This is a genomic window from Chryseobacterium sp. OV279 (assembly GCF_900128945.1).
In the GTDB taxonomy this organism is placed as follows: Bacteria; Bacteroidota; Bacteroidia; order Flavobacteriales; family Weeksellaceae; genus Chryseobacterium.
Map to the genome: position 1 here is coordinate 965,225 of NZ_FQUD01000002.1, position 25,597 is coordinate 990,821.

A 25,597-nucleotide genomic window follows, 5' to 3' on the forward strand; every position below is an offset into this window, starting at 1 on the left:
ATAACTAATATTTTAATTAAACGAATATAGGCCTGCAAAGCGGACTGACAATGGATTGATTGCTAAGTTATTGTTTTCATTAATAAGAAATCTTAATAGGGAAATTTATGGATGTTATTATATTTGTTGCTAGTTTTGTAAAGTGGTTAAAATAAAAAGAATAACTCCAACAGATTTCAGGGGACATTATATGCCTGAAATGTCGACTGATTTCCCAATATTAAAAACAGCTGTCCAGATTCATGATATTGGAAAAACATCAGGCTTTATTAAAGTACCTACGCCTTTACACAGGCCTCAGTACAATTTCATTGTTCATGTTACCAAAGGCAATGCAAAACAGCAGGTAGATGCAGATTTAATATCAATAAAAGAACACGAAATCTTATTGGTAAGACAGGGAAATGTCACCTCACTAAAGGAAGTGAGCCCGGATGCAACCGGTCATATTATTTTATTTGAAGACCAGACGCTTAACCAAATCCTATCAAAACAGGAGCTCATCAAGCTGTTTTCAGTTAATAATATCATTCATTTGCCACAAGAAAATAGCATCTGGCTAACCTCTCTATTTGAACTTTTGAGTACTGAGATTTATTCTCAAAATGCAAACTTAGATATTTGTTATTCACTTCTGCAGGCTGGGCTGCAGAAAATTTTTAGCTCAGGAAGCGAACTGAAGAAAGCAGTCAACCGAAATGCTGAAATTACTTTCAATTTTAAAGAATTGGTCTATAAACATTATATTGAACATAAAACGATTTTGTTTTACGCTGCTGAACTATCTGTTTCTGAAAATTATCTTCATAGGTGCATCAAAGAAACGATTGGAGAGAGTCCAAAAGAATGGATTAATAAAGTAAGTATTTTACAAAGTCAATTACTTTTACAGGATTTAACCAAGAGTATTTCAGAAATAGCTTTCGAACTTAATTATGGTGATCCCAGCTATTTTGGACGCCTGTTTAAGAAAATAAGTGGAGTAACCCCTTCAGAATACAGAATGACCTTTATGCAGGATTTGTCCGAGTAAAGAGTGATTTAGTTTTAAAGCATTTCCTGTTTTCAAACCACCTTTGTATTACTAAAATTCAAAGAAAATGAAAACATTGATTACTGTAAGAAATGCCATCAGGAAAAAGGTTGAAATGATTTTTTCCTTTAAACGCATAGGCATTATCAAAAGATCCTGCCTTTGTGTAATTGTTTCGGCTTTCTTCCTTTCAAACAAAAGCCACGGTCAGATTATTCAGGATATCGCCGGTATTGCCGTCACGGCTCATCATAAAGTTAGCTTTAAAGATGTGCCTTCAGAAAGTTCCCTGTCAGAAAATAAGTTCCAGCTCAATACTTATGACGCATGGTTAGGAATACCTCCTTTCGAAATTGGTAAAACAAGTGTTTTTAGTAATTTGAACTATCGGATGATGGATTTTAATTATGACAGAAATTCTATACAGGATGCCAATCGTATTGAAAGAATTCACGAGATAAAATCTGTCATTATAATTAAGCACCCACTTTCCGAAAAATGGTCGATTTTAGGAATAGCTATGCCCACTATTGCATCCGACTTTAAAAAATCGGTTTCTTTTGATGATTTAATTCTGGATGGAATAGTCGGATTGTCAAAAAAATTCGGGAGGGAGTCGAATCTTGAAGTCGGACTCGGAGTTCATGTTTTACATTCTTTTGGAGAAACTTTGATTACCCCGGGGATAGCAATTGATTACCAAAGTACAGATAAAAAATGGTTAGCCCAGTTTTACTGGCCGAGATTAAACGTGCTTTACAGCCTAAGCCCGAATACACAAATAGGTTTGGCCGGATCGATCGATTGGACACGTTTCAACCTGAAAAATTATAAAGACTATCATCTTAAAGAAGTCGATTACGCTCAGTTTTCTACCATTCATGGAGGCCTTCAGGTTCATCAACGATTAGTGGGCGGAATTTGGCTGCAGGCTCAAGCCGGAATGGGACTTTTAAATCGTTATGAATTGTTCGATACCCATCAAAAGACAGTCAATGATTTTTCTGCCTCCAATATGGCTTATGGGAAAGTTACTATTACCTATCGTATCGGCAGAAAATAAACAAATAAAAATAATGAAAACAATCATTTTCAGTTTCGTGACGATACACTGTACTACGTATTGTCAACGCCTGAAAATTAAGTGAATCAAAACCGATTTTCATCATCAATATCCAATGATAATCTTATGAACAATACCCATTCTCTTCAGTCAGCTTTTAACTTTCGGGCCCTGATTGCCTGCTTATATTTTTCCCACTTTAATGTCTTTTATATCTGGTTTTCTGCTCCAGAACAACAATCTTATGACAGCCAGTTATAGCAGTATTGGTTTGTCTTCTTTATTGTCAACACTTTGCAGTTTTATCTTGCTTTGGTGGTTTGAGTCGCAACGAATATTAGTGCGAAACAGGTTGATCAGATCTTTGGTGATCATTGTACTGATGATGGGCTTAGGGACCTTATGTATATGGCTATTTAATTGGCAGCACGAACGGTTTAATATTTTACTCTCTATCTTTTTGGGGGCTACCATACTTATCATTCGCGACCTTGTAATCAAACTTAACAGCTAAATCATTTATCCATAAAAACTCATCAACAGAAACATCTCAAACTTAGAAGAAATGAAGAATAAACTAAATAGAATACCCATGAAGAATAGGGATAATGAACGTTTAATCCTTACTAAAAGAATCAATTTATTTCAATGAAAAAAATGAAACCGGTTATCGTTGTTTTTGGATGTACAGGTACCGTTGGAACTGCTGTGATGCAGGAGCTCAAGGGTAGGGATTGTATGGTAAGAGGTGTTCTTCGAAACCCTGAAAGACCTTATCCGGTACCATTGGATAAAGGCCCATCGAATATAGCCTATGTTAGTGCTGATTTAAATTCTATGAACCAGCTTAAAGAGGTTTGCAAAGGGGCAGATGTTTTGTTTCTTTTAACAGCAACTGGTCCCAGTCAGGTAGAAAATGAAATTAATATTATCGATGCTGCGAGACAAAATGGTGTAAGACGAATTGTCAAGTTATCGGCTCCCATAGTTATGATGCCTGCCAAGGTAGAGGTGAGTCAATGGCATAGGAGAATAGATGAGCACCTTTGGCAGAATATGGATGAATTTTGCTGCCTTAGGCCACATTCTTTTATGCAAAATTGGGAACGAAATACTTTTACCATTCAGTATTTTGGGAAAATTTACGGAGCACTTGGTACAGCACGAAGAAATTATATCGATTGTCGTGATGTAGCTGAAATAGCGGTAAATTACTTGTTGACACCCGAAGAAATAAAAGAAAAATCTGTGGTTCTTACAGGTCCACAAGCCATTAGCCATATAGAAATGGCAGCCAAATTATCTCATGTAACCGGGCGCACTATTCAATATGTAAATGTAACACCAGATGAACTGTTTAACCTGTTAATCAACAGAGCGAAATTACCCGTATGGTTGGCTAACCATATTGTGGAACTTGATGAGCTGGCCATAAAAATTCCTGAACCGGAAGGGGACAATATTACCGGCTTACTGTTAAGAAAACCACGTATTATGGAAGAATATTTACAGGAAAACAGACATTTGTTTAAACGAAAACCACTGTGGAAGTCTTTATTGTAAGGCATGAATACGGAAGATTTGAAGCTATTGATACTATTCAAATGGAACTGAAGAAATAGGATGTTTAATAAAAAATAATGCTTAGCAGCAGTTTGATGAGATTGTGATAGTCCTGAAAACTATTGACTGTAACAGGTCCGGGTTTCGAATCCTTCTCTCCGCAAAAGAAAACCTTAGAATAATTTATTCTAAGGTTTTATTATTTTCAGAAATTTTGCTTTTCAAACGTATTGTAATTTTATTTTTTGAGCATAAATAGATCAAAAGAATTATACTGGGGATCGTAACCCGTTAAAAGTTTAGTCTTCTGAATATCAAGCCGCTTATAGGTATTATTGGAAATGGCATTTACTATTTCAAATTTTATGTTTTTAGACTCAATGCATAGATGCAGGAGCTGATTTAAATCATCGGGATGCAGATAGGCGCTTAAATCCCTGGCATTCATTTCTGTGAAATCCTCCGGAAATTCATAGGCTCCAATTCTAAGACATATTGCACTTAAGTCACTGCTGAAACAATGGTAGGAAAGCAGGGCTTCTCCAAAACATTTAGAAACACCATATAAATTGCCAGGCTTTACAGGCATGTCGGTGTTAAGCTGAATGTCTTTTGGATAACCTTCTATCGTTTGTGCGCTACTTGCATAAATAATTTTTTTACAACCCGCCGTAATAGCTGCATCAATAACATTCTTTGTTCCAATGATATTGGCGTCCAGTAAATCATCAAATGTGGCATCGGGATTGGCAATACCACCCAGATGAATAACAATGCTCACATTTTCACAAGCCTTTATGAGGTAATCCTTATCCGTAAGATTTCCTTGAAAATATTCAATGGATGCATCTTGAATCTTGGGAGGATGGAGATCAAAAATTCTAAATTGATATTGATCTGAAAAAGATTTGATAAAGTGGCTTCCAATTTTTCCGGAGCCTCCGGTAATTAATATCTTGTTAAGCATAAGTATTTGTTTATGAAATTATATAAGAAGTGTACGATATTGGGATAGTTGCAGTTCCACTGTCATTGCTTGGATCAGGCAAAGGTTACCAGTGGAATAGCTGTAAAACACTTAGCTATGTTCACATGCAGATGCTACCGGTTTCAATTGTTTTGCCTCTTCATTTTCTGTAATATTTTTAGGAAAGGTCACAAAACTCAGAAGAAAGGTTACCGTCAACAAAAGTATACTTACCCATAAAGTATAATGAACTCCGTAATACACACTGACTAATCCTCCAAGAAATGCACCTAAGGAAATTCCAATATTAAAGGATGAAGTCAATAAGCTATTGACAAATTCTAAGGAGTGATGGGGAACAGACTGTGATGTTCGGACATTGCATACCAAAAATCCGCAGGTATGGACCATTCCCCAAAAGGATACGAGTATAACCATGGGAATATAATAGCCTCCAAAATAGTAAGCAAGTATCTGTACGGCCACTAAAAGCACTAAGAACATCCTGGAAGCCAGGAGTACATTGCGGTTCAATGCTAATCCCATCAACCAGTTTCCCAATGTTCCCATTCCACCGAAAAGGAGTAACATCATACTGATCTGTGCACCGTCCATCTTGGTGATCTCTTCCAGGTAAGCGGTCAGGTAGGTATAACTCGCGAACATAGCAGCTAGCGTGGCGAGGGTAGAAACCAGATTAAGCCACAAAATAGGACTTTTCAAGACTGCCATCTTATTTTTGCCGGATATCTCAGGATTTGGCGGAATAGTCGGTATAAATAATAATAGGCCAATAAAAGCAATTAAACTGATAGCACTGCTAAGGAAAAATGAGGCTTGCCAGTTCTGGAAAAGATCTACGGCATAGGTTGTGAGTGGAATACCGAGTACCGTCGCCAAGCTTAATCCAAGCATAACTGTAGAAACGCCTTTTGCACCCCTTTCTTTGAAGGCAATGGCGATGGCGATATTCCAGAATAAAGGATGCAAGATGGCGGGTAATATACGGGCGATCATCAGGACGGTGAAATTAGTGGAAAATGCTGAAATTAAATTGGACAGAACAAATATACTCATGACCATACATAATAAAAGCTTCCGGTTTATTTTGGTCGTAAATGAGGTGATAAATGGGGAAGAAACCGCGACGGTGATCGCAAAAGCACTTAGTAGCCAACCTGCTGTATCGATGGATACGTCAAATTCCCGACTGATAGTCGGGAGGATGCCAACGATCCCAAACTCTGTTGTTATAATGCCAAAAGCGCCAAGTGCTAACGCGTAAATTGATGTTTTCATTTTTTATTACAATTAATATTTAGCAAATTTAAACAGAAATGTTTTTTAAAATCAGTACATATTCATGATAAATGGGTATTTTTGCCTTATGAAACGCGAGAATATCGATCAACTGGTTAAGGTGGAGTACCACCAGGCAGTACACTGTCCACTTCATGATAACAAGTTTTCCTTTTTTCAGATTGTCTATGTCATTTCTGGAAAGGGATTTCTTAAGATCAACAACAATATGGCTTCGTACAGTGAAGGAAGTCTGCTTCTACTGACACCCAATGATCAGCACTATTTGGAAGTCCTGGAATGTACGGATCTTTTACTCGTGAAGTTCAGCGAGCGGTATGTGAAAAACTATCCCTGGAACAGTATTAATTCAATGGAATGCATACTTTATGGTGCTTCCTTTCTGTCAGGATGTATTCTGCAAAATAAGCCTGACATTGTTTTGGTGAATTCAATTGTGGACTCACTGCTTCACGGCATACATCATCCGGATCTGTATCAGGATGAGCTGACGTTGAATTACGTTAATGCATTGATTGTCATCGCGGCAAGGAATATCTGCAAGATGAGGACAAATCAGATTACGTCCAATACGGATAAAAGGGTGATTCAGATTATGGATTATATCCAGGGTAACATCCATGATCCTGCATTATTGAAAGTTTCTGCGATCGCTAAGAAATTCGGATTTTCCGAAACCTATCTGGGGAGTTACTTTAAAAAGCAATGCGACGAAACGATTCAAAACTATATACTGAATTATAAAATGCGCTTGATTGAACATCGTGTGCTGTTCAGTGATATGCGTGTCAATGAAATTGTCACGGAGTTTGGTTTTTCTGATGAAAGCCACCTGAATAAATTTTTTAAGAAGCGACATCATATGAGTTTGACGGAATTCAAAAAGATGAAAAAACCTAAAGCGCTGGTTTAATGATGATTCTGCCTTATTTAGTTTTCGAATATTGTGTTTGAACGGGTACTGTCTTTTAATGCAGGCGACATTATACCTGAATGCATTAATTATAAAATTACGAAGTCATGTTGACTATAATTAGGTTTATTATTTTCTATTAATAATAAAATTTTATGTTTTGTATAAAAGTAATCTGGTACATTCAAATATATGATTACCTGTTTTTTTTAGAGCTCCTACTCATAATCTTTGGTATCCATGAAAGTTTTTTTATTAAGTGCCTAATTCATAAATAAATATTTATCTTAGCGGCCAATGTCACGAAATGTGGATATAGGTATTTTTTTTGCGAAGTTTTTATATATCTTTTGTTTCGTGGAAAATATTGCTCGGCGTCATTTTGTAAAAACAGTAACCAAAAACATTAATTTAAAAAAATCTATGAATTCAGCCGAAGTGATAAATAATACAAAATGGTTTTCAAAATTTTCATTATCGTTTTTAGCCATTGTTGGGGCTACAAATACTGCTCTTTTTATAATCCTGCCTCTTTTACCTTATAAAATTTCACAGTTTATATTTCCTGTAGGATTTCTTGCATTAGGATTGGCCATACTATTCTCAATAGGTTTTTCTATTTACTGGCACCGAAAAGAAAATAAAGGAACTTTTAATTCTATACCATATATTTCTTGGTTGTCAACACTTTTACGGTATTGGATGGCGTTTCTACTGTTGGATTTTGGCTTTCAAAAAATATTTGAGGTCAACTTTAATTATTCATATCATATAAATGATTCTTTAGCAAGCGTATTAACGGGGCCGGAATTAACCTGGAAGTATTATGGATTTTCTTACGGACTTGCTGTGATTTTGGCCTTGTTTCAAATAATTGGTGCTGTTCTTCTGTTATTCAAACGGACCACTTTATTAGGCATTACCATACTTTTACCTGTCATGCTGAACATTGTTTTGATTAATGTTTTTTATAGTATTGGCCCCATCACCTTATTTACATCTATCCTCATAACATTAGGCTTAGTTCATCTGTTTTTACAGCAAAAAGTTGATATCATAAAATTCTTTAATCAATACAAAAACAGACTGCCATCCATTGGTAATAATTTTTCACGCTCAATCGCCCGTGTTTTATGTATTTTAGTTCCTTTACTGTTTGTTATTTACTATAATTATGACGTTCATCTTTCAAAAAAGTATTTTGGAAAATGGAAAGTCACATCTATGACACGTAATGGGAAATTGGTTAAAGAAAATCAATGGCAGCAGGATACTTTGGCCTGGAAAACAATTTATATTGAAGAAAGAGGAAAAATGTACTATTGTCCGAATCCATATATGTATGTAGATAGTACTTCACTGTTTATGAAATATCATCACGATGATAAAGAACAGAATTTTAAGGTGATATCCTACGAAAAGAACCCGAAAAAACCTGACACAATTCCTGTTCAGATTAGCAATTTCAGGAATAACTCAATGCAATGGAAAATGATTTTCTACAAGGACACTATCCAAATGGAATTAAAGAAATAAAATCTTTAACAAAAAACGTTGCCAGCAGAAGTTTGATGAGATTGCGACAGTCCTGAAAACTATGGACTGTAACAGGTCCGGGTTTCGAATTCCTCTCTCCGCAAAAGAAATCTTATTCTAAGATTTTTTTATTTCTGAATGACGTGTAATACTCACTTTAACAGCATACAAACGTTGAGAAGAACGAAAACGTGATATGCCATCTTTTATAATAAACAAGAAAAAAATATGATCAGAAAATTATCCTTTTTATCCCTTTTTATTTTTAGTTCCGCTTTTTCCCAGCAAAAATATGAAGACAGCATAAAAAATATTATTGAAAAAGACTTTGTGAACATTAAGGCAACGGATTTCAAAAATCTGGTTCCTTATGAAACTGAAAAAGGAATGGGGTATTTAAACTCAAAAAACAATAAAGTTGTTGTAAAGCCCAACTATTATCAGTTAGATTTTGCCAAACCCAATTTAAGAGGGAATTACGATAATATTGCCTATTTTGAGATCGACAAAACAACCAAGAAGATGGAAGTCTTTTTACAGAATTGGCAGATTTTTGAAGCTTCTCCAGGAAATGGGCCCATAAAAAAAGCATATTCAAAAGGGTTTTATGTAGTCAATAATTCAATTTTTTCTTTTTCAGACACTTATACGTACTGTCCGGAATTATTTAAATACAGAAATGAGGATTTTGCTATCGCGATTAAGGATAATACATATGCAGTCATAAAACCTGATGGTGAAACTTTAAAAAACCTTGATTTTGATTATTCCAGTTTGCAAATTGTAGACATAGGAAATGACAACATTTGGTTCAAATACAAAACGGTAGGTGGAGAACTGGGTTTCATCAATATGAATGGAGAAAAAAAACTTATAAATGACATCATCAGCAACAGCAGAAGTCAGACAGAAGGTTATTTTTCTTTTATTGATTCAGAACATTCTACAAGAAGAAAGTATTATGGGTATTCTATTGAATCCAATGAGGAATCGTATGGAGTACTGGATTTGTTGACCATGACCTGGCTCATTAAACCACAGAAAGCACTTAAAATTGATGAAATTAATTACACAACGGATCAGAATTTAGACGAAAAATATGATTTACAAGACAGAAATAAATTAAAATTTTACTTTTTGGTTCGGGAAGAAAAAAAAGAAAGAGCTTACTATATTGACGACAAATTAAAAAAATATATACCCAAAAAATAAAACGGCGTTTACAGATAACGAGTGGGACCGATACTGTTTAGCGCCAAAACCCCCGATTCATAAAAAAACTTACTTATCTCATTGATATTTTTATTAGTATTGTAAAAACTAATTCAACCGGTTGAGCGGGCCTATTTAAGTGAACAGCAAGCCATTCCAAAAAGAAAGTATTTTTCAACTCATGAATATTGACGATCAAATATTATTTTTTTTAAGTGCCCTGGGTGTTTTTAATAGTGTTGTTCTGAGTTTTTACTTTTTATTCTTCAAGCACCACAAAGCCCAGTCTGATTTGTTTCTTGGGCTTTTATTATTGTCTTTAAGTGTAAGGATAGGAAAGTCCGTATTTTATAACTTCAATCCGCAGCTGTCAAAAACGTATTTACAGATAGGTTTGTCAGCTTGTTTTTTAATTGGTCCTCTGTTGTATTTTTATGTCAGATCAATACTGCAAAATCTTAATTATTCTTTTGCAAAATATAGTCTTACGCTGATCATTATCATCATAAGCGTGCTTGGTTTTCTTTTTCCATACAAGGATAACCCTGTCCTATGGAAAGGAATAATTTACTACCTGATCAATATTCAATGGTTTGTTTTTATTGTATTATCCATTTATGAAGTCAGACAGATTTTCAGGAAGCTGGTGACGAACCGCAAGCAAATCAGTTATCACGAAACCTGGGTATTGTCGGTTATTTTTGGGGTTTCAGCCATTTGGCTTTCGTATACTTTAGCTAAATACACATCCTATATTTCCGGATCCCTTGCTTTTTCCTTCAGCTTTTACATTTCCTTCCTTTTGATTTATTATGTAAAAAGCAAAACATCAGTTTCAGTGACTCATAAGGAAAAGTATATCAATAAAATAGATGAAAAATTAGTAAAAGAAATTCATGAACAAATCAGTATCCTTTTTGAAACGAGAAAAATATATACTAATCCGGATCTTACACTATCAATTTTAGCAAAGGAATTAAATATCCGCCCTCAATTGCTGTCACAGTTTATTAATGACAATTTGAAGAAAAGCTTTACTCAGTTCATCAATGAATATCGGATTGATGAAGCAAAACGGTTATTAAAAGAAAACACTCAGTTCAAAATAGATACAGTGGGCTTTGAATCCGGGTTTAATTCCAGCAGTACATTTTACAGTTCGTTTAAAAAAATCACAGGAATGACGCCTTCAAATTATCAAAAAGATAATTTCTACTCCTAAAATATACATCCGGACTTCATATTCATAAATCTGGAACGATTTAAAAATGAATCAATATAATTTTGAGAAACATTTTTAAAACGTTAAAATCCTAAGTTTATGAGAAAAATCTTTCTTGCCATCCTGTTTGCATTAGTATCCAATTTATGTTTTTCACAATCGGATCAGGTTCTGATTGAAAACTGTATTCAAAACTATATTGAGGGCACATCTTATAATAAGCCTGACCATATCAGCAAGGCTTTTTATGCTGAAGCCAATCTTTTTCTAAGCCACAAAGAAAAACCTTTATGGATTGTTCCCATTTCAGAATATGTTAGCTGGTTTGAAAAAGGGAATAAAGGCGTATTTAATGGTCGTTTAGGGAAAATCATCTCGATAGAATCTTATAATGATATTGCTGTTGCAAAAGCCGAAATCCTCATCCCTGAAAAAAAACAGGAATTCATGGATATGTTTCTGCTCAAAAAAATTCAGGGCGAATGGAAAATAATCAGCAAATCTGCAAGCAGCAAAACAAGCAATAAATCCGGAAAAAAAATACTATTCATTGTTTCCAATGCCCATTATTACGGAAACTCAACCATTTCAACAGGAAACAGCTTTGCCGAAATCGTAAATGCTTATGATACCTTTGTTAATTCAGGCTATACCGTTGATTTTGTAAGCCCAAAGGGTGGTGCTATTCCTTTAGCCTACATCAATACTTCTGACAGCCTGCAAAAGCAATATGTATATAAACGGGACTTTATGTACGCCTTAGAACATACGGTGAAGCCTGAAGAAATTGATTATACAATGTACAAAGGCGTTCATTATATCGGAGGCGGAAGTGCGATGTATGATGTTCCTGAAAATTCAGCGATTCAACGCATTGCTATGCAGGTGTATGAAGATAATAACGGCATTATTTCTTCGGTATGTCATGGAACGGCGGGTATTGTTAACCTGAAAACTAAAAATGGAAAATTCTTAGTGGAAGGAAAAAAAATAAGCGGCTATCCTGACTCCTTTGAAAAACAGGATGGCGAATACTTTAAACACTTCCCATTCTTGATTCAGAAGATGATAGAAGAGAGAGGCGGTCATTTTAAATTCTCAAAGAAAAATGAGGCTTATGTTGAACAAGATGGCCGGATTATTACAGGACAAAATTTTCAGTCATCCAATGGTGTTGCCTTAAAAATTATTGAATGGATTGAGAAAAATAATTAGTAGAATTGATCAACACTCAAGAGATAACAACCTTTAGATTTAATCTGAAGGTTTTTTGTGTTTATAATCAATTTCTTTGCGTCAAATCAAATTTTATCCTCAAAAATATATTCAAACATCAACCCAATCATCTGTGAAAATCCGTGTAATCCGTGGTTAATTTTTGCAATTCAATTATAAAAAAAACAGTTTTTTTTCACGCAAAGTTCTATTATAATTCCGTATAACATAAGTTGAGCAAAGAAGGAATCAATTTCATTGATTCGACTAAGCGAACGTTTTATTCATATGCTTTATCAGTGACGTAGTTGAACTCTTATCTTTTTCAAAACTCAGCGCCTCCTAAACGAATCTTTGCATCAAAAAAAAGCTTATCTCTTCCCAGTTTTGAAATTAATCCTTGATAGTGTATAAATGTTAAGCTGTTGATTGAATGATCTTTATTGTTTGCATAATAGATTTTAACAAAAAATTAAGTTATCGGAATTTTAAATTCTAACTTAGGTGAAATATTTGACAGCATGAAAAATAACTACCGAAAATCAAAGATTTATGAAAAAGGATGTTTACTGATCATCTTTTATTTATTTTCGTTTCTAATGCTCACTTCCTGTGAACAGAATGAACCGGAAGGGAATGGTAATTTAGGCGCGCCTGAAACCCAAAATCTGAAAAAAATGGGGGATATTACCCTGCAGAAAAATGTGATTATTCTGAATGAAGAATCGATATCGGCCATTTCTTCTACCGATAATCATAAAATTATATTCAGCAGATCTTCCCCACAAACAGACAGTATCCACACGGGAAGCATCATTACCGGAACCCAGTTAGAAGGGGATCAGGTACATACCATTCTGGCTAAAGTGACTTCCGTTTCTAAGTTGCAGAATCAGATCTTCGTGCAGACGGAAAGCGCAAAACTTGAAGAATTTATTTACAGCGGAACCATCAGCGGAACCTATGAGCCGGCTGAAAATAAGCCGATCAGTATTAATGGAAAGATGGCTAATTATGTTCCTTTGCAGGGTTTCACGACTCCCAATCTGGTGAACAGTATTGAAAATCTTGAAAGAAAATCATCAGACGCATCACAAAAACTGATCGAATTCAACCGTTTCAACTTTGATAAAACGATTCCTCTGCCTACCCAACAGGCAGGTCCTGTATCCGTAGCATCCAACGTACATATAAAAGGAGGATTCACTCCAAAAATTGATTATAAAATTGATTTTTCTTTTGGAAGATTAACCAATTTTGAAGTCAACTTTATCATGGATGAAATAGCTCTGCAGACTTTTGCGAATATTCAGGGAAGTTTAGGGTATACTGTCAGTGTAACAGATTATCTTAATATTCCTATTGCGCCCATCGTACTGGGACCTACAGGTCTTATATTAAGCCCGACCGTTTCAGCGGGTCCTTATGTGGGAATAGCTGCTACAGGAAAAGCACAGGTTAAACTTCTTGATATTACAGGAAATGCCAATATTTTGGTGGGAAGAAATCCGTCCATGAATATTTCACTGAAAAAAGAAGATGATCTGAGGATCACCAATCTGGAAGGCAACGTGAATGCGGAGGCTGGAGTAGAAGCCAAAGGTGCTGTCGGCCTGATGTTTATCACCGTTCCTTTAGCCAATTCGGGGCTAAAAGGAAGAGTATCTGCTGTTCCTTCTGTGGGGGTTGTTCTTATCCCTGATAGAAAAGGCGTTATAGATTTAAAAGCGAGAATCCAGGCCAATCTGTTTTATGGGTTCGGGGTCAATCCTTTCAGATATGAAGGCACGTTTCCTCTTATCCAGAAGGAATATCCAATCTATCACAGGGATTTTTATTTTTAAAATAAACTTTGAGTAACATACATAAGGATGGTATTTGTCATCCTTTTTAAATTAAAAAAGCACAGACCAAAATCTGTGCTTTCTATTTTAAATAAATTCAAAAAATATTATTTCCTGATGATCTTTGCCGTTTTAAAGACATTGCCCTTATCATCTTTAAGAGAAAGTAAATAAGTACCGGCTGGATACTTAGAAAGATCTGCGTTGATCGATTTTTCAATAGATTCAAGACTTCCTTTTGAACTGAATAGTATTTTACTGTCCATCCCGGAAATCTGTGCACTGTAATTTCCTGAAGCATTCTTTAATTGAATGTGAATGGAGCCATTCTGTTCCACGGGATTAGGATAAACAATCAATTCAAAATCTTTATTTTCCGCTTCCGTAACTCTAAGTGTTGAAGGTGGCGTCGAAGGATAAACCAAAATTTTCTGTCCGTCATAACCCACGGCATAAACAGCTGCCGCATTAGAAGGGTAGTATACTTTTGTAGTCTGATTGGTCGTGTCACCCGTACCCATTACAGATACATAAATCAATTGATTACTGGCATTGAATGTCTCATAGGCCACTGCATTTTTCCAGACACTGTGCTGTACCGTAAGATAATTACTGCTTAAAGCGGCTCCCTGACCTGTCTGCCCGCTTAACGGAAGCTGGTTGCGGAAAGCCCCAACACTTCGGGATGAAATATAATGCATCACCGGTGAAACAGGCTTCTGATAGTTCTTAGCCTGTATGGATGCAACAGTAGCATCAATCTGAGCCTGCGTAATGGTAAGCTGTCCGGTTCCGTAGTCATCAATAGACCTGTTTATTGGTTTTAAAAAGCCGGTTTTAATGAAGAATCCGGTTAAATCTTCCTGTACTGCATCGCAGGTATTTTTCACAAAATTCAGAAGCAGTTCACCATTTGAAACCCCTGAAGCATTGAAACTTCTTGCTTTGTTGGCAACCGTCCCGAACCAGTGTGCATAATCTACTCCCGTATAATTAGTAGGATAATTAAGGGAAAGAACCGGCGCATTTCGTGAAGCTCCGGCTAGCTGATAATACAGTTCAAGCTGCCAGAAAGGGACCAGCACTTTGAAAACATCCGTATTGGTATTCCCCTGTAAAGCTTCCTGATTGATGGTAGTATTCAAAATAGCTCCGTTTATTCTTCCTCCCGCGATGCTGGTCATTCCAGTGGCTGGTTCTACAGATTCTCTTTCCAGACGGGACATTCCATCGTTTTGTGGGTTCATATGATAATCTACCCATGTACTGTGCATATTATTGGTAACTTCTGTAGTCCCAATCCATTTAATGTCCGGTCTGATCTGATTGATGTGTCCGAATTCATGGGCAATTCCCCATAAAGACAATTGATTGACATCAGCCAAACTTTCTTCGCCCCAGTCAGAATCCATATTGATCCCTAATCCGCCGGCATACCAGCCTCCGCCGTTGTTACTGTAGCTGAACATACGGTTTTTCGGAATTAAATTATATTTATACAGTCCCATCACAAGCCACTCATTTTTTACAATAAGGTCGTATTTTGAAATAAGTTCCGAAGGATTAAAAGGAGCATAATTTTTCAGCATACTTTTTTTATAAACCAAATGAGAATGCTGTCCCACAACGTCAATCATGTGATATGCTGAATTGGTAAGATCCGTTTGCCAGTCACTTTGTGCAGAGGTTTGATAGTGATAAAGACCATTGACCTTACCGGAAACAATATTGATCTTAATATCAGCCAATGACGTATTGGTATTGTAATAACTGATGTATCCCAGACCACTGTTGGTAAGCTGAAATACATTCAGACCGTTATGAAGTTCATAATAGGAGGTAGTACCGCCAAGAACGGTAGAAAAATCTTTCACCTGAAGCGAAATACTGGCTCCTGAAGGAATATTTTCAGCAAACATAGCCACTTTATTTCCCTGTGCAAAAACAATACCTGTAGGGTTTTCAAAACTGTCGTAGCCGCTTCCCACTTTTAAATTACCTGTAGTAACAGCAATGGGTGGATAAACCTTATAATCCTGTACCCTGTATTTATTGACATAAGTTCTGTTGAACAGACACTGTGCCAAACCTTTATAGAACGGCGATGTCATCCCATCGATATCTCCCTGAGTAACGGCAGGCTTTAATGCTGAATAAAGACTGTTGGCAAAAATCTGGGTATAAGGATTTGCCGCTCCTGAAGAGCCCGCTGTGTAAAAGCCCATTTCAGCACAACTAGCAAAATTTCCCTGGCCATTATTTACGGTAATCCTCACATTTAAAGGGGTAATCTGATTAGGAAAATAGACATTCACAGGAGAGGATGAATGCTGAAAGTCAAACGACATCAGGGTAACAAACGTGCTGTTTGCCGTAGTATTATAAGTGATGCTCACACTTCCAAACCGACCGTTATCTCCACTGGTTCTGGGTGTGTATTTCAGATAATCAATAGGAGTGACCCCGTCTAATCTGTAATTTAACACTACCGGAAAAATGGTATTGCCATACGAAGAGTGATACAGCGTATTGACATTATTATCATAAGACTTATCGATATTCTCTCCCGACTGATAAGATGATGCCGTAGTTCCTGAAGGAATGATGGTAGCCTTTATATCGTTGGCACCATTGACACTTAGTTCTGAGGTATTGATGGTACAGTCCGTACCGTCAGCAATCGCGGGTTGTGTTTCAGAAAAGAATTTCATTTCTGCGCAGCTTGAAAAGTTTCCTACGCCGGCATTTACCGAGATTTTAATAATGTAAGGATTCTGGATAGCGGTTGGAAAAACAACTTCCTTATCCTGAGCATTAGCTGCCCAGATTAAATTATTGCTTACCGGAATGAAAGTATTGGGAGCTGCCTGTGTACTGTAGGAAATACTTACATTGGTCCACATACCATTGGTGCCGGATTGTCTGGGCGTATAAACCAGTTTTTTGATGCTGGTGACATTGGAGGTAAAATAAAATTTAAGTTCATCCGGAATACCGCTCTGAGACCATTTGGAATGATAAATAGTGGTATTGTCACCGTCAAGCAACTTTGCAAATTCAGCTCCGGGCTGTGCCGGCTGCAAAGAGGTACCTGAATAGACGGGAACCTGATAAAGCTGTGAAAATACAAGCGATCCCCATAAACTAAAGAAATACAATAGTAATTTTTTCATAATCATATATTTAAAGTAATAAGTTGTCGTGTGTTAAAAAGCTAATAGTTCATGATAACTATATATGTTGGTGAATCTATAATTCCATAAGGTTTGCATCCCTTCCTAATCAATTTTGAGATCCTGTTTCGTAACTTCCTCGATTCTTAAAGTTAATGCATATATTGATGTTGGGGCTTGTTTTTTTTTTCATTATTCGATACTATATTGTCATTTTTCCCACTATGTTGATATATTTAAAGCAGCTAAAGGAATTTTGTTTGTTGAATTTCAAATTTATATTTAATGTATAGGAATTAAGAACACAAAGAATTATGATCAATTTTTATTTTGGATAGGTATATATTGCCAGAGCAGATTAACAAAGTAAAATCCGTTCATCTTTATAATCTGCGTGAAATCTTTTATAATCTCTGCATATCCATTCCCTTCATCAGAATCAATGAAGTTGATTTCATCTTTGTTTCCTTTAAAGACCGTATCATAATTTTCTTTACGTAAGAAAGATAAACTTGATCTGCTCCATAAGTTTTGCATGTGTAATTGTCCATATTATTCTAAAAGAATCCTAAAATCTAAAAGAATACCCAATATAGGGTAAAATCTTAATGGCGTTGGTTTGATAGACCTGAAACCGGTTATCTTCGATTTCTGCATTGGCGAACAGGGGAGCAGGATTACCAATAATATTGTTTATCCCAAACCGCAGTACTCCCTGCCTGTTAGAGCGGTATGTTTTGGAATATGCCGCCCCCAGATCAAGGTTATAATTATCCGGAAGTTTATAGTTATTGGGTTCCGTCTCATACCCGTCAAAATTCTCCAGCCTGTTTTTACCGGCCAGTCCATCGCCAATATCCACCAGCGTATACTGAGGAACAGTAATAGATTTTCCAGTAATGTAATTAAAAACACCCGAAACACTCCACCGTTCACCCAGATTAGCTGTTGCCATACAGGTGACCTGATTTCTTAAATCAGTCGGGGCCTTGAACGGTTTGCCTTCATTTATCTGTGCGGAAGAATAAATAGTTTTGCTAAGGGTATAATTGGCCTGTAAGCTCAGCCAGTTTAATTTTTGTTTATATTCTATTTCTAAGCCTTGACTGTACCCTTTACCGGAAATGATCCTGTCCGGCCAGGGTGCAGTCTCATCAACGGGCATATAGTTTTCATCCAGCCTGTACATTAAAATATTGTTGAAATTCTTCCGGTAAAGCTCAATACTGATCCCTCCCCCGGAGGAAAATGAACGGCGGTAGCCCAACTCGAAAATAAAGGCCTCTTCCGGTGGCAGGTCCTTATTACTGGGCGCACGGAATTCATTGGGAATGGATATTCCGCTTAAACTGATCTGATGGTAAAACTGGGCCATAAAGGAGTAGGCCGCAAAAAACCTGCTGGATGCATTCAGGTCATAAGAAATTGCGGTACGCGGCTGGAACGAATGATAGGTTTTGTTTTTTACCAAAAATGAGGTGTAATGCAGTCCTGCCTTTAATTTCAGCTTATCCGAAAGGCTGATATCATTGTCCGAATAAAGCTTTAAGTGTACTGATTTCTGTGTTTCTGTATCTGGTACAGATTCAGGATAAAAATCGGATACGGCAGCGCTGAACCTTGTGAAATTTACCCTAAAGCCAATAAAACTCTGCAGGTTGTTGTTCCATTGGTAGGTTAAGTCATTATCGATGCCTACATCGGTGATCCTGTTGAACTGTGGCGTTCCTGTTGCCTCACCATCCTGTACCAGGTTGCTGTAATTGCTGAACAATAAGGTGCTGTTCTGGAAAAGTCTGCTGTTATGGACCTTGTTCCACCTTGCAGAAATCAGTTTGTTTCCCCAATCGAGCGTAAAATCCGGACGTTTTTCACCGGATATCCCCAAACTAAACCGGTCGCTGCCCAGATAAGAGGAAAGGTAGACCCGGCTGGTTGAATCAATCCTGTAATTCAGCTTAACGTTTATATCATAGAGATAATACTTAAAATCTGATGGTCCTTTGTCCAAAAGACCGATAAGGCCATCGATCCAGCTCCGGCGTGCACTTGCGATAAAAGAAACCTTGTTTTTTATGATTGGCCCCTCAAACATGACCGAATTGGTAAGAAGCCCCAGGTTCGCAGCCCCGTGATACTCCTGCATATTACCTTCTTTTGTTTTGATATCGATTACGGATGATAGCCGCCCTTCGTATCGTGATGGAAAAGAGCCTTTATAAAAATCGATGTGCTTAACAATATCAGCATTAAAAATGGAAAGGAGCCCTGTAAAATGGTTATAGTTATATACCGGCGCGCCGTCCAGCAAAACCAGGTTCTGATCTGAGCTGCCACCCCTTACGTTCATGCTGCCACTGGCCATACCTCCGGAAACACCCGCCCTGAACTGTAAGGATTTTAACGGATCCTGCTGTCCCAGGGTGAAGGGCAGTGCTGGAGTTTCTTTTACATTTACCGCATGTGGATCCCTGAAAGAATTTTGCCTGCCCGATATTTTTACCTCCTCCAGTTTTATTTCCCCTTTTAAATGGAAATCATGTACCAGGTCACTTTTTAAGTGAATGGTATCAATCTGCGGCGGATAACCGATATGGCTGACTTCAATAATATAAGTGCCTGGTTTCAGTTCCAGGCTGTAAAAGCCATAATCGTTTGCTTTGACAGCGATGTTATTGAGTGGCGCTTTTAAAGTCGCATAAGGAAGCGCCTCAAGACTGTTCTGCACATAGACAAAACCACTGAGCTTAAAATTCCGGGCAGGTTGTACCTGTACGGGATACAGTAATATTTTATTTCCCCGGTCTTCAAAACGCACCGGTTCTTTGGCCAGGAGTATGGACAGCAGGGTGGAGGTTTTGTACCTGCCTTTTTTGAGTTTAATTTTTTGCGTCAATCCAAGCTGGTTACTGCTGTAGGATAAAGGGATGCCCTGCGCCGCAATTTCTGAGAGATAGCTTCCGAGGGTTCCGTTTTCGGTGGTGATGTAGACTTCTTTATTTAACAGACCTTCCTTTGCCTGTGCAAAAAGGCAACTGCAAAAACAAACAATGAGCAGATAACATAATATGGCTGCTTTGATTATTGTTTTTCGCATGTGATCCCGGATACGGTTACCTTTTTGCCTGAGATTTTGTAGGTAAAACCAAAAATACGGCTTAGTTCTTCAAAAACTTTCTCAGGCGGCTGGCGGTCATACTGTGATGTTAATAAGCATGAGCCTTCATAGCCATTTTCAACAACTATAGAAATATGATAATAATCTTCCAGTGCAGTAAAGACCTGTTTTAACGGCACATCTTTAAAATTAAGTTTTCCGCTTTTCCAGGCTAGGTCATTTTCATTAGCAGACACCTTTAATATCGTCCCGTTGGAAACAGAAACTGCCTGATTGGCGGTCAGAACGGTGGACTGGCCACTCGGTTCATCCTTTACGGCCACCTTTCCGCTGTTTACCAATACATGCTGGACTTTTCCGGAATTTTTAACAAGGAAAGTAGTCCCTAAAACCTGAACCAGCAACCGGTTGGATTTTACCCTGAAAGGATGCTTCACATCCCGTTTTACTTCAAAATAAGCTTCACCGGTAAGCGCTATTTCGCGGTTTGCCGAAAAATACCTTGGATAAGTTATCCCCGAGCTGCCATTAAGGGTAACTATTGAGCCGTCGCTAAGCGAAACTTTTTTAATTTCGTTGGCCATTGTATTTACCGTAACCGAACTGTTGAAGTAATACAGTAAACCTGAAACCATTACCAAAATTACTGATGCAGCAGCAATCCAATAATTGAATTGTTTTCCCCATCCGCGCCCTTTATCTGCTACAGCCGGGCGTATCTGTTGTATTGTTTTCTCCCAGGCCTTATCCACAGAAAATAATTGTGGGCTGGAGGATTCATGGGTATCCGCCCAAAGGATTTTCAGGGTCACATATTCTTCACGGTGGTCTGCAATCCATTTTTCCAGGACCTGTTCCTGTTCTTTGGTAGTCTCGCCTGCGAAATGCCTGGCCAGCAATATGTTTATTTGTTCTGTGTCCATGTTATTATCTTCATTTATAAAACGCATTATCTGCAAAAACCCCTACGTATTTATATACAATATAAAGCATGAAAAAAGTGGAGTAGAGTGGATTTTTGTCAATGAAATCCCGCATATGTTTAATGGCCTTGCCCATTTGGTTTTCAACGGTTTTTATGGATATTCCCAGATGTTCTGCAATTTCGGCATATTTTAATTTCCCAATACGGCTGAGCTTAAAAACTTCGGCACATTTGGGCGAAAGGTCCTCAAAAGCTTTTTCTATAAGTAAGGAAATATTTTCTCCATCCTGCTCTTTGTTTATATCTTCGTGAATTTCCAAATCGTGTCCATCGATAGGAACAAGCCTGATGTTGTTTTTTTGACGGAGTGTAGAAATACTCCGGTTCCGTACAGCGGTAAAGAGGTAATTCCGCGCGGCCAGGTCGTTTGGCATTTCCTTTTTGAGCTCCCAAAAGCGGATCAGTACTTCCTGTACCACATCCTCACTTTCATCCCGGTCGGAAAGATATTTAAAAGCATGGTTACAAAGCGGCTGATAGTACTGGTAATAGAGCGCTTTGAAATCCTGAATCTCTTTTTCCATATTTTAACAGATGCAACAAGGTTACATTTATAATCCGGAAAGATAATTAATATTTTCAATACCGGGATTTTATTTTTTTTAAGGGTGGCATAGGGGTATTTACTTTTTGTGCGTATTTAAAGGGAAGCCAGCTAAGAAAATGCTGGAGAAGTTTAGAATAAAATTATAAGCATTTAAAAAATGAAAAAGTCAATGATTATTGTCGCAACCGGTTTAATGTTTTCAGCTACAGTAAAAGCGCAATCCGGCAAACATGAAATACGTGTCGGCTATAGTGAAGGCAGTTCCTTAAAATTAATGGATGATGTTGTGGGTGGTTTTGCAAACGCACTTGTATCCGCAATAGTGCCAGATGCAAACGCTTATGTTCAAAAAGACAGCAAAGAGCTTGGCGTTTTTGGACTGGGCTACCGCAACCAAATTACAGATCGTCTAAAGGTTGGAGGTGATTTGGGGTACATGAAATCAGAACAAACCTTCGGACAGAAAGCAGCTGCTACGACCAAAATGGGTGATATCAAAAAAACACAGCACGTGTTTATCGCCATGCCGGTAGTAGAGTATTCCTATATCAAAACCCCCTGGTTGAATTTTTATGGATCTGCAGCAGCAGGTGTTAACCTTACTTCGTCAACGGAGCGTAAAAACGGCCAGACTGCCAAAGACAGCAAAGTCGGTTTTGCATATCAGGTAAGCCCTGCCGGATTAAGGGTGGGCAAGAAACTGGCTGGCTTTGCAGAAGTCGGATATGGGAATAAAGGTATCGTTACTGCTGGTATCAGTTATGGGTTCTGATAGAAACGCAGTAGATTAAAAAAAATAAAATTATGGAACGTCTGTTAAAATTTGTTTTCCTGTTTGGAATTATTGCTTCTTTTTTCTCATGTCGGAGCGATAGTGAAGAAAAAATAGAAGATTGATCCGGAGAGTCAATTTGATGATCTCTTCAATCAACTCTTAAACCTACGATTTTTACAAATTGTAGGTTTTTGCTTTATATAGCTACTATTTTCGAAAATGCTGACTATTTTTACTTTAAAACCCGTGTAAATGAAGATCAGTTTTTATAAGATTTTTCAATCCCTGTATCGAGATTGTGATTTCATTTTTCCCTAAATTAATTACTGATTTATTTTCAACTTTTATTTTTGATTAAAAATGTAAAACGGGCTCAAAATAAATGTCAATAAAACGCAGTAGGCGGTTAAAATCACCCTATGCTATAAAAGGTTAAATTTTGGTGATTCTGAAAAATAGAGAGACAGCATGGTGAATAGATAAAGATCATTTTAGGGCTTCCCGATGAGATTTTGCCCATTTTACCATAGTTTGAATCAAAGGATAAAGTGATGCACAATATTCCGTCAGATTATAGGTTACCGTTTTCGGGAAATCGGGGTCCTGTTCCCTTAATATCAGTTTATTCATTTCCATTTCTTTAAGCTCTTTGGAAAGCATTCTAAAAGTAATTCCGGGTATACTTTTCGCTATTTCGCGGTACCGGTGATTTCCGTTATAGATGGCCACCATCACCTGTGGCCGCCATTTTCCGCTTATCACGTATAATGTATCCTGAAGGTATTTCAGATCCTCCTGGTCTTTCACGGTACATACATAAGCAGCTTCTTGTTTCATAAAAATGGTCTAACGATATACTCAGGTATAGCATTTACAAAAATATAAAATAGTACCTCTAATTTTGTTTCTATACAATAGAATTTATAGATATGATAAACAGTCAAAATTTTGAAACGGTAAAGGTCTCCATCAACCAATCAGTAGCATATATTAGCATTAACAATCCTCCGGTGAATGTTTTAGATGTAAAGCTGATGGCTGAGATCAAAATGATTCTTTCCGGTTTTTCCAATGATCATTCAGTGAAAGTAATTGTATTTGAAAGTGAAAATCCGGATTTTTTCATTGCCCATGTCGATATGAGCCTGATAGACCATCCCAATGCTTTTGATGAATTAGCTAAGGAAATTCCCGACCATTTAAATGTTTTTCAGGCTTTTGGTGAAACAGTAAGAAAACAGCCACAAATAACCATAGCAAAACTCAAGGGAATTGCCCGTGGCGGAGGTGCTGAGTTTATTGCGGCAGTGGACATGAGCTTTGCTTCAATAGAAAAAGGTCAGTTGGCACAGTGTGAAGCTTTAATGGGAATTATACCCGGAGGTGGCGCAACTGTTTATCTGAAAAATAAAGCAGGAAGATCCCGAGCTTTGGAAATCATTTTGGGAGCAGACCTGTTTGATGCTGTTACGGCTGAAAAATATGGCTGGATTAATCGTGCGATTGCCAATGATGAAATTGATCAGTTCGTAGATCGGTTGGCTCAAAACATAGCCAACCTACCCGAAGGAGTTATTGCTGCGGCTAAGAAAACTTTATACCCCGCTGGCGTTGAAGAAGAATTCCACTTAGAAAGTGCAAATTGGGAAGCTTTATTTGTAAAGCCCAATGCTGAAAAATTAATCCGTGGAGGTTTGAAAAATGGTGCTCAAACAATAGAAGGCGAATTGCATCTGGAAGAAATTCTGAGAAGATTAGCCTGAGATTAACCTATCTGTTAAAAGCTGCAATTGAGATCCTATTGCAGCTTTATATTTCAGTTTGATATTTTTTCCGGAAAATTACAAAAGACGAAGTTGGGTAAGGCAGTGTATGCATTCCTGTGGCTCAGTTTAAAAAAATCCCATAAGATGATTGGATCTATGTAGTTGAATTTGAGTAGGTCAATTAATGACCTGAGGATTTTGAGAATACATTAATCACAACAACACCTGCTACGATTAATAACATTCCTAATAATGCAGGGGTATCCAGTTTCTGTTTAAAAATAACCACAGAAACGGCTGCTGTCAAAACAATTCCTAAGCCTGCCCAAATGGCGTAGGCAATGCCCAAAGGAATAGATTTTAAAGCCTGAGAAAAAAGGAAGAAACAGGCACTAAAGGCAATCACAGTTATGATACTTGGAATTAATTTTGAAAAACCATTCGATTTTGATAAAAAGCTGGAACCTACTACTTCAAAGCAGATGGCCAGTCCTAAAAATAAATACTTCATTTATGAGTCTGTTTTTTCGGCCAGATCCTGGACGAATATTTTAATTATTTATGGTACAAAGGTCAGGCAGAATTTGAATGTTTTTTTTGATGTAAATCAAAATCGCTAATGGTTTTTCGAATTGGGAATAATGTTTCTTTGTGCAGTTAAATAAATCTACGGAGCTGTTATGTCCAGAGTGAAGCTTCCCACACCCACCGGTGCAAGACCATTGACGGCTTCAATCACCTGGGCTGCACCGGCAGCCGTAAATCCGCCGTAAAGTTCAATCAGTCCAAAGCCGGATTCCGCAAGTTCTACAGCAACTTTAGCTCCTGTGGCTTCGTCCGGGACAGGAATGAAGGTCGTGTGCTGAGGATCGAATGCCTTCTCGAAACGGTCGCGGTCAGGATCGCTGCCACTTTCTAGAATAATGAATGCTTCGCGGGGTGGATTTCCTTCGTGGAATGAGGTGCTGAAATGGGCAGCTAATACCAGCGATTCGAATCCGAAAGTAACCGAACTCACCTTAGCCCGACTGCCGATTGCTTCACTAACCTTTGCTCTCCAGGTGGGAGAAATAGCACCACAGAGTTCAATAAGTTCCGCACCTTCGTCCACCAGTGCTATAGCGGCAGAAAGAGATTCTGAAGGATCACCGATCGCCACAATGGTCAGCCGGCCTGATGCACTTTCACGGACAAATCTGGTTTTGTTAGGCTCCGCACCATAACCTTCATAAATAATAGCTTTGTTGAGAATAACGGGGCTTTCTTTTTCCTCTGTACTTAATTTTTTGTTTTGCATATCTTAATTTCTTGATGCAAAATTGGTGGATAATACAGATGAATTTTT

General features: G+C 37.5%; 20 protein-coding genes. 11 read left to right on the forward strand and 9 right to left on the reverse strand.

The genetic code is table 11. The features are described from left to right. The first annotated feature begins 199 nt into the window (after nucleotides 1–199). From BUA72_RS12130 to BUA72_RS12145, 3 genes are all read left to right on the forward strand, one after another. The gene (locus BUA72_RS12130; protein ID WP_228384068.1) at nucleotides 200–1,033 is read left to right on the forward strand and encodes a helix-turn-helix domain-containing protein; all 834 of its coding nucleotides are present in this window, start codon (nucleotides 200–202) and stop codon (nucleotides 1,031–1,033) included. 67 nt (nucleotides 1,034–1,100) lie between these two features. Then, complete coding sequence (locus BUA72_RS12135) at nucleotides 1,101–2,096, forward strand: DUF6268 family outer membrane beta-barrel protein (RefSeq protein WP_072923088.1); 996 nt, start codon at nucleotides 1,101–1,103, stop codon at nucleotides 2,094–2,096. 648 nt (nucleotides 2,097–2,744) lie between these two features. Then, complete coding sequence (locus tag BUA72_RS12145; protein WP_072923089.1) at nucleotides 2,745–3,659, forward strand: NmrA family NAD(P)-binding protein; 915 nt, start codon at nucleotides 2,745–2,747, stop codon at nucleotides 3,657–3,659. Nucleotides 3,660–3,897: 238 nt separating this feature from the next. Here the strand turns inward: BUA72_RS12145 and BUA72_RS12150 are convergent, their stop codons facing one another. Next, the gene (locus tag BUA72_RS12150; RefSeq protein ID WP_072923090.1) at nucleotides 3,898–4,626 is read right to left on the reverse strand and encodes an NAD-dependent epimerase/dehydratase family protein; all 729 of its coding nucleotides are present in this window, start codon (nucleotides 4,624–4,626) and stop codon (nucleotides 3,898–3,900) included. 111 nt (nucleotides 4,627–4,737) lie between these two features. Continuing rightward, the gene (locus BUA72_RS12155; RefSeq protein WP_072923091.1) at nucleotides 4,738–5,925 is read right to left on the reverse strand and encodes an MFS transporter; all 1,188 of its coding nucleotides are present in this window, start codon (nucleotides 5,923–5,925) and stop codon (nucleotides 4,738–4,740) included. Nucleotides 5,926–6,013: 88 nt separating this feature from the next. On the opposite strand from BUA72_RS12155, the gene BUA72_RS12160 reads away from it, so the two are divergent. The 6 genes from BUA72_RS12160 (at nucleotide 6,014) to BUA72_RS12185 (ending at nucleotide 13,888) form a co-directional block, all read left to right on the forward strand. Next, complete coding sequence (locus BUA72_RS12160; RefSeq protein WP_072923092.1) at nucleotides 6,014–6,859, forward strand: AraC family transcriptional regulator; 846 nt, start codon at nucleotides 6,014–6,016, stop codon at nucleotides 6,857–6,859. 423 nt (nucleotides 6,860–7,282) lie between these two features. After that, nucleotides 7,283–8,395: a hypothetical protein gene (locus BUA72_RS12165; RefSeq protein ID WP_175548891.1), complete on the forward strand. Its 1,113-nt coding sequence runs from the start codon at nucleotides 7,283–7,285 to the stop codon at nucleotides 8,393–8,395. A 228-nt stretch (nucleotides 8,396–8,623) separates the two neighbouring features. Continuing rightward, on the forward strand, nucleotides 8,624–9,607 hold the full coding sequence (locus BUA72_RS12170; RefSeq protein ID WP_072923094.1) for a hypothetical protein: 984 nt from the start codon (nucleotides 8,624–8,626) through the stop codon (nucleotides 9,605–9,607). Nucleotides 9,608–9,788: 181 nt separating this feature from the next. Continuing rightward, nucleotides 9,789–10,829: a helix-turn-helix domain-containing protein gene (locus tag BUA72_RS12175; RefSeq protein WP_072923095.1), complete on the forward strand. Its 1,041-nt coding sequence runs from the start codon at nucleotides 9,789–9,791 to the stop codon at nucleotides 10,827–10,829. Nucleotides 10,830–10,928: 99 nt separating this feature from the next. After that, complete coding sequence (locus BUA72_RS12180; protein WP_072923096.1) at nucleotides 10,929–12,044, forward strand: nuclear transport factor 2 family protein; 1,116 nt, start codon at nucleotides 10,929–10,931, stop codon at nucleotides 12,042–12,044. A 521-nt stretch (nucleotides 12,045–12,565) separates the two neighbouring features. Beyond that, nucleotides 12,566–13,888, forward strand: a complete 1,323-nt coding sequence (locus tag BUA72_RS12185; RefSeq protein WP_072923097.1) for a hypothetical protein — start codon at nucleotides 12,566–12,568, stop codon at nucleotides 13,886–13,888. A 107-nt stretch (nucleotides 13,889–13,995) separates the two neighbouring features. Here BUA72_RS12185 and BUA72_RS12190 read toward each other — a convergent pair whose 3' ends face one another. The 4 genes from BUA72_RS12190 to BUA72_RS12210 all read right to left on the reverse strand — a co-directional run bounded on the left by BUA72_RS12190 (nucleotide 13,996) and on the right by BUA72_RS12210 (nucleotide 21,688). Then, on the reverse strand, nucleotides 13,996–17,061 hold the full coding sequence (locus tag BUA72_RS12190; RefSeq protein ID WP_175548892.1) for a M60 family metallopeptidase: 3,066 nt from the start codon (nucleotides 17,059–17,061) through the stop codon (nucleotides 13,996–13,998). A gap of 568 nt (nucleotides 17,062–17,629) precedes the next feature. After that, nucleotides 17,630–20,158, reverse strand: coding sequence for a TonB-dependent receptor (locus tag BUA72_RS12200; protein WP_072923100.1), 2,529 nt, complete (start codon nucleotides 20,156–20,158; stop codon nucleotides 17,630–17,632). After that, entirely contained in the window at nucleotides 20,143–21,102 is a 960-nt protein-coding gene (locus BUA72_RS12205) for a FecR family protein (protein WP_175548893.1), read from the reverse strand. Before BUA72_RS12205 ends, BUA72_RS12200 begins: the two co-directional genes overlap by 16 nt. Nucleotides 21,103–21,112: 10 nt before the next feature. Next, entirely contained in the window at nucleotides 21,113–21,688 is a 576-nt protein-coding gene (locus BUA72_RS12210; RefSeq protein ID WP_072923102.1) for an RNA polymerase sigma-70 factor, read from the reverse strand. A 180-nt stretch (nucleotides 21,689–21,868) separates the two neighbouring features. Between BUA72_RS12210 and BUA72_RS12215 the strand changes: the two genes are divergently transcribed. After that, a complete protein-coding gene (locus BUA72_RS12215; RefSeq protein ID WP_072923103.1) occupies nucleotides 21,869–22,483 on the forward strand; it encodes a hypothetical protein in 615 nt (204 codons plus the stop codon). A 489-nt stretch (nucleotides 22,484–22,972) separates the two neighbouring features. On the opposite strand, the gene BUA72_RS12220 is transcribed toward BUA72_RS12215, so the two are convergent. Continuing rightward, on the reverse strand, nucleotides 22,973–23,323 hold the full coding sequence (locus BUA72_RS12220; RefSeq protein WP_072923104.1) for a winged helix-turn-helix transcriptional regulator: 351 nt from the start codon (nucleotides 23,321–23,323) through the stop codon (nucleotides 22,973–22,975). Between the two features lie 92 nt (nucleotides 23,324–23,415). Between BUA72_RS12220 and BUA72_RS12225 the strand changes: the two genes are divergently transcribed. Then, nucleotides 23,416–24,249: an enoyl-CoA hydratase/isomerase family protein gene (locus tag BUA72_RS12225; RefSeq protein ID WP_072923105.1), complete on the forward strand. Its 834-nt coding sequence runs from the start codon at nucleotides 23,416–23,418 to the stop codon at nucleotides 24,247–24,249. A gap of 184 nt (nucleotides 24,250–24,433) precedes the next feature. Here the strand turns inward: BUA72_RS12225 and BUA72_RS12230 are convergent, their stop codons facing one another. Together BUA72_RS12230 and BUA72_RS12235 are read right to left on the reverse strand one after the other, a co-directional pair. Next, the gene (locus tag BUA72_RS12230; protein WP_072923106.1) at nucleotides 24,434–24,763 is read right to left on the reverse strand and encodes a DMT family transporter; all 330 of its coding nucleotides are present in this window, start codon (nucleotides 24,761–24,763) and stop codon (nucleotides 24,434–24,436) included. A 156-nt stretch (nucleotides 24,764–24,919) separates the two neighbouring features. Continuing rightward, nucleotides 24,920–25,549 (reverse strand): DUF6506 family protein, encoded by a 630-nt coding sequence (locus tag BUA72_RS12235; RefSeq protein ID WP_072923107.1) that lies wholly within the window; start codon nucleotides 25,547–25,549, stop codon nucleotides 24,920–24,922. Between the last annotated feature and the right edge of the window lie 48 nt (nucleotides 25,550–25,597).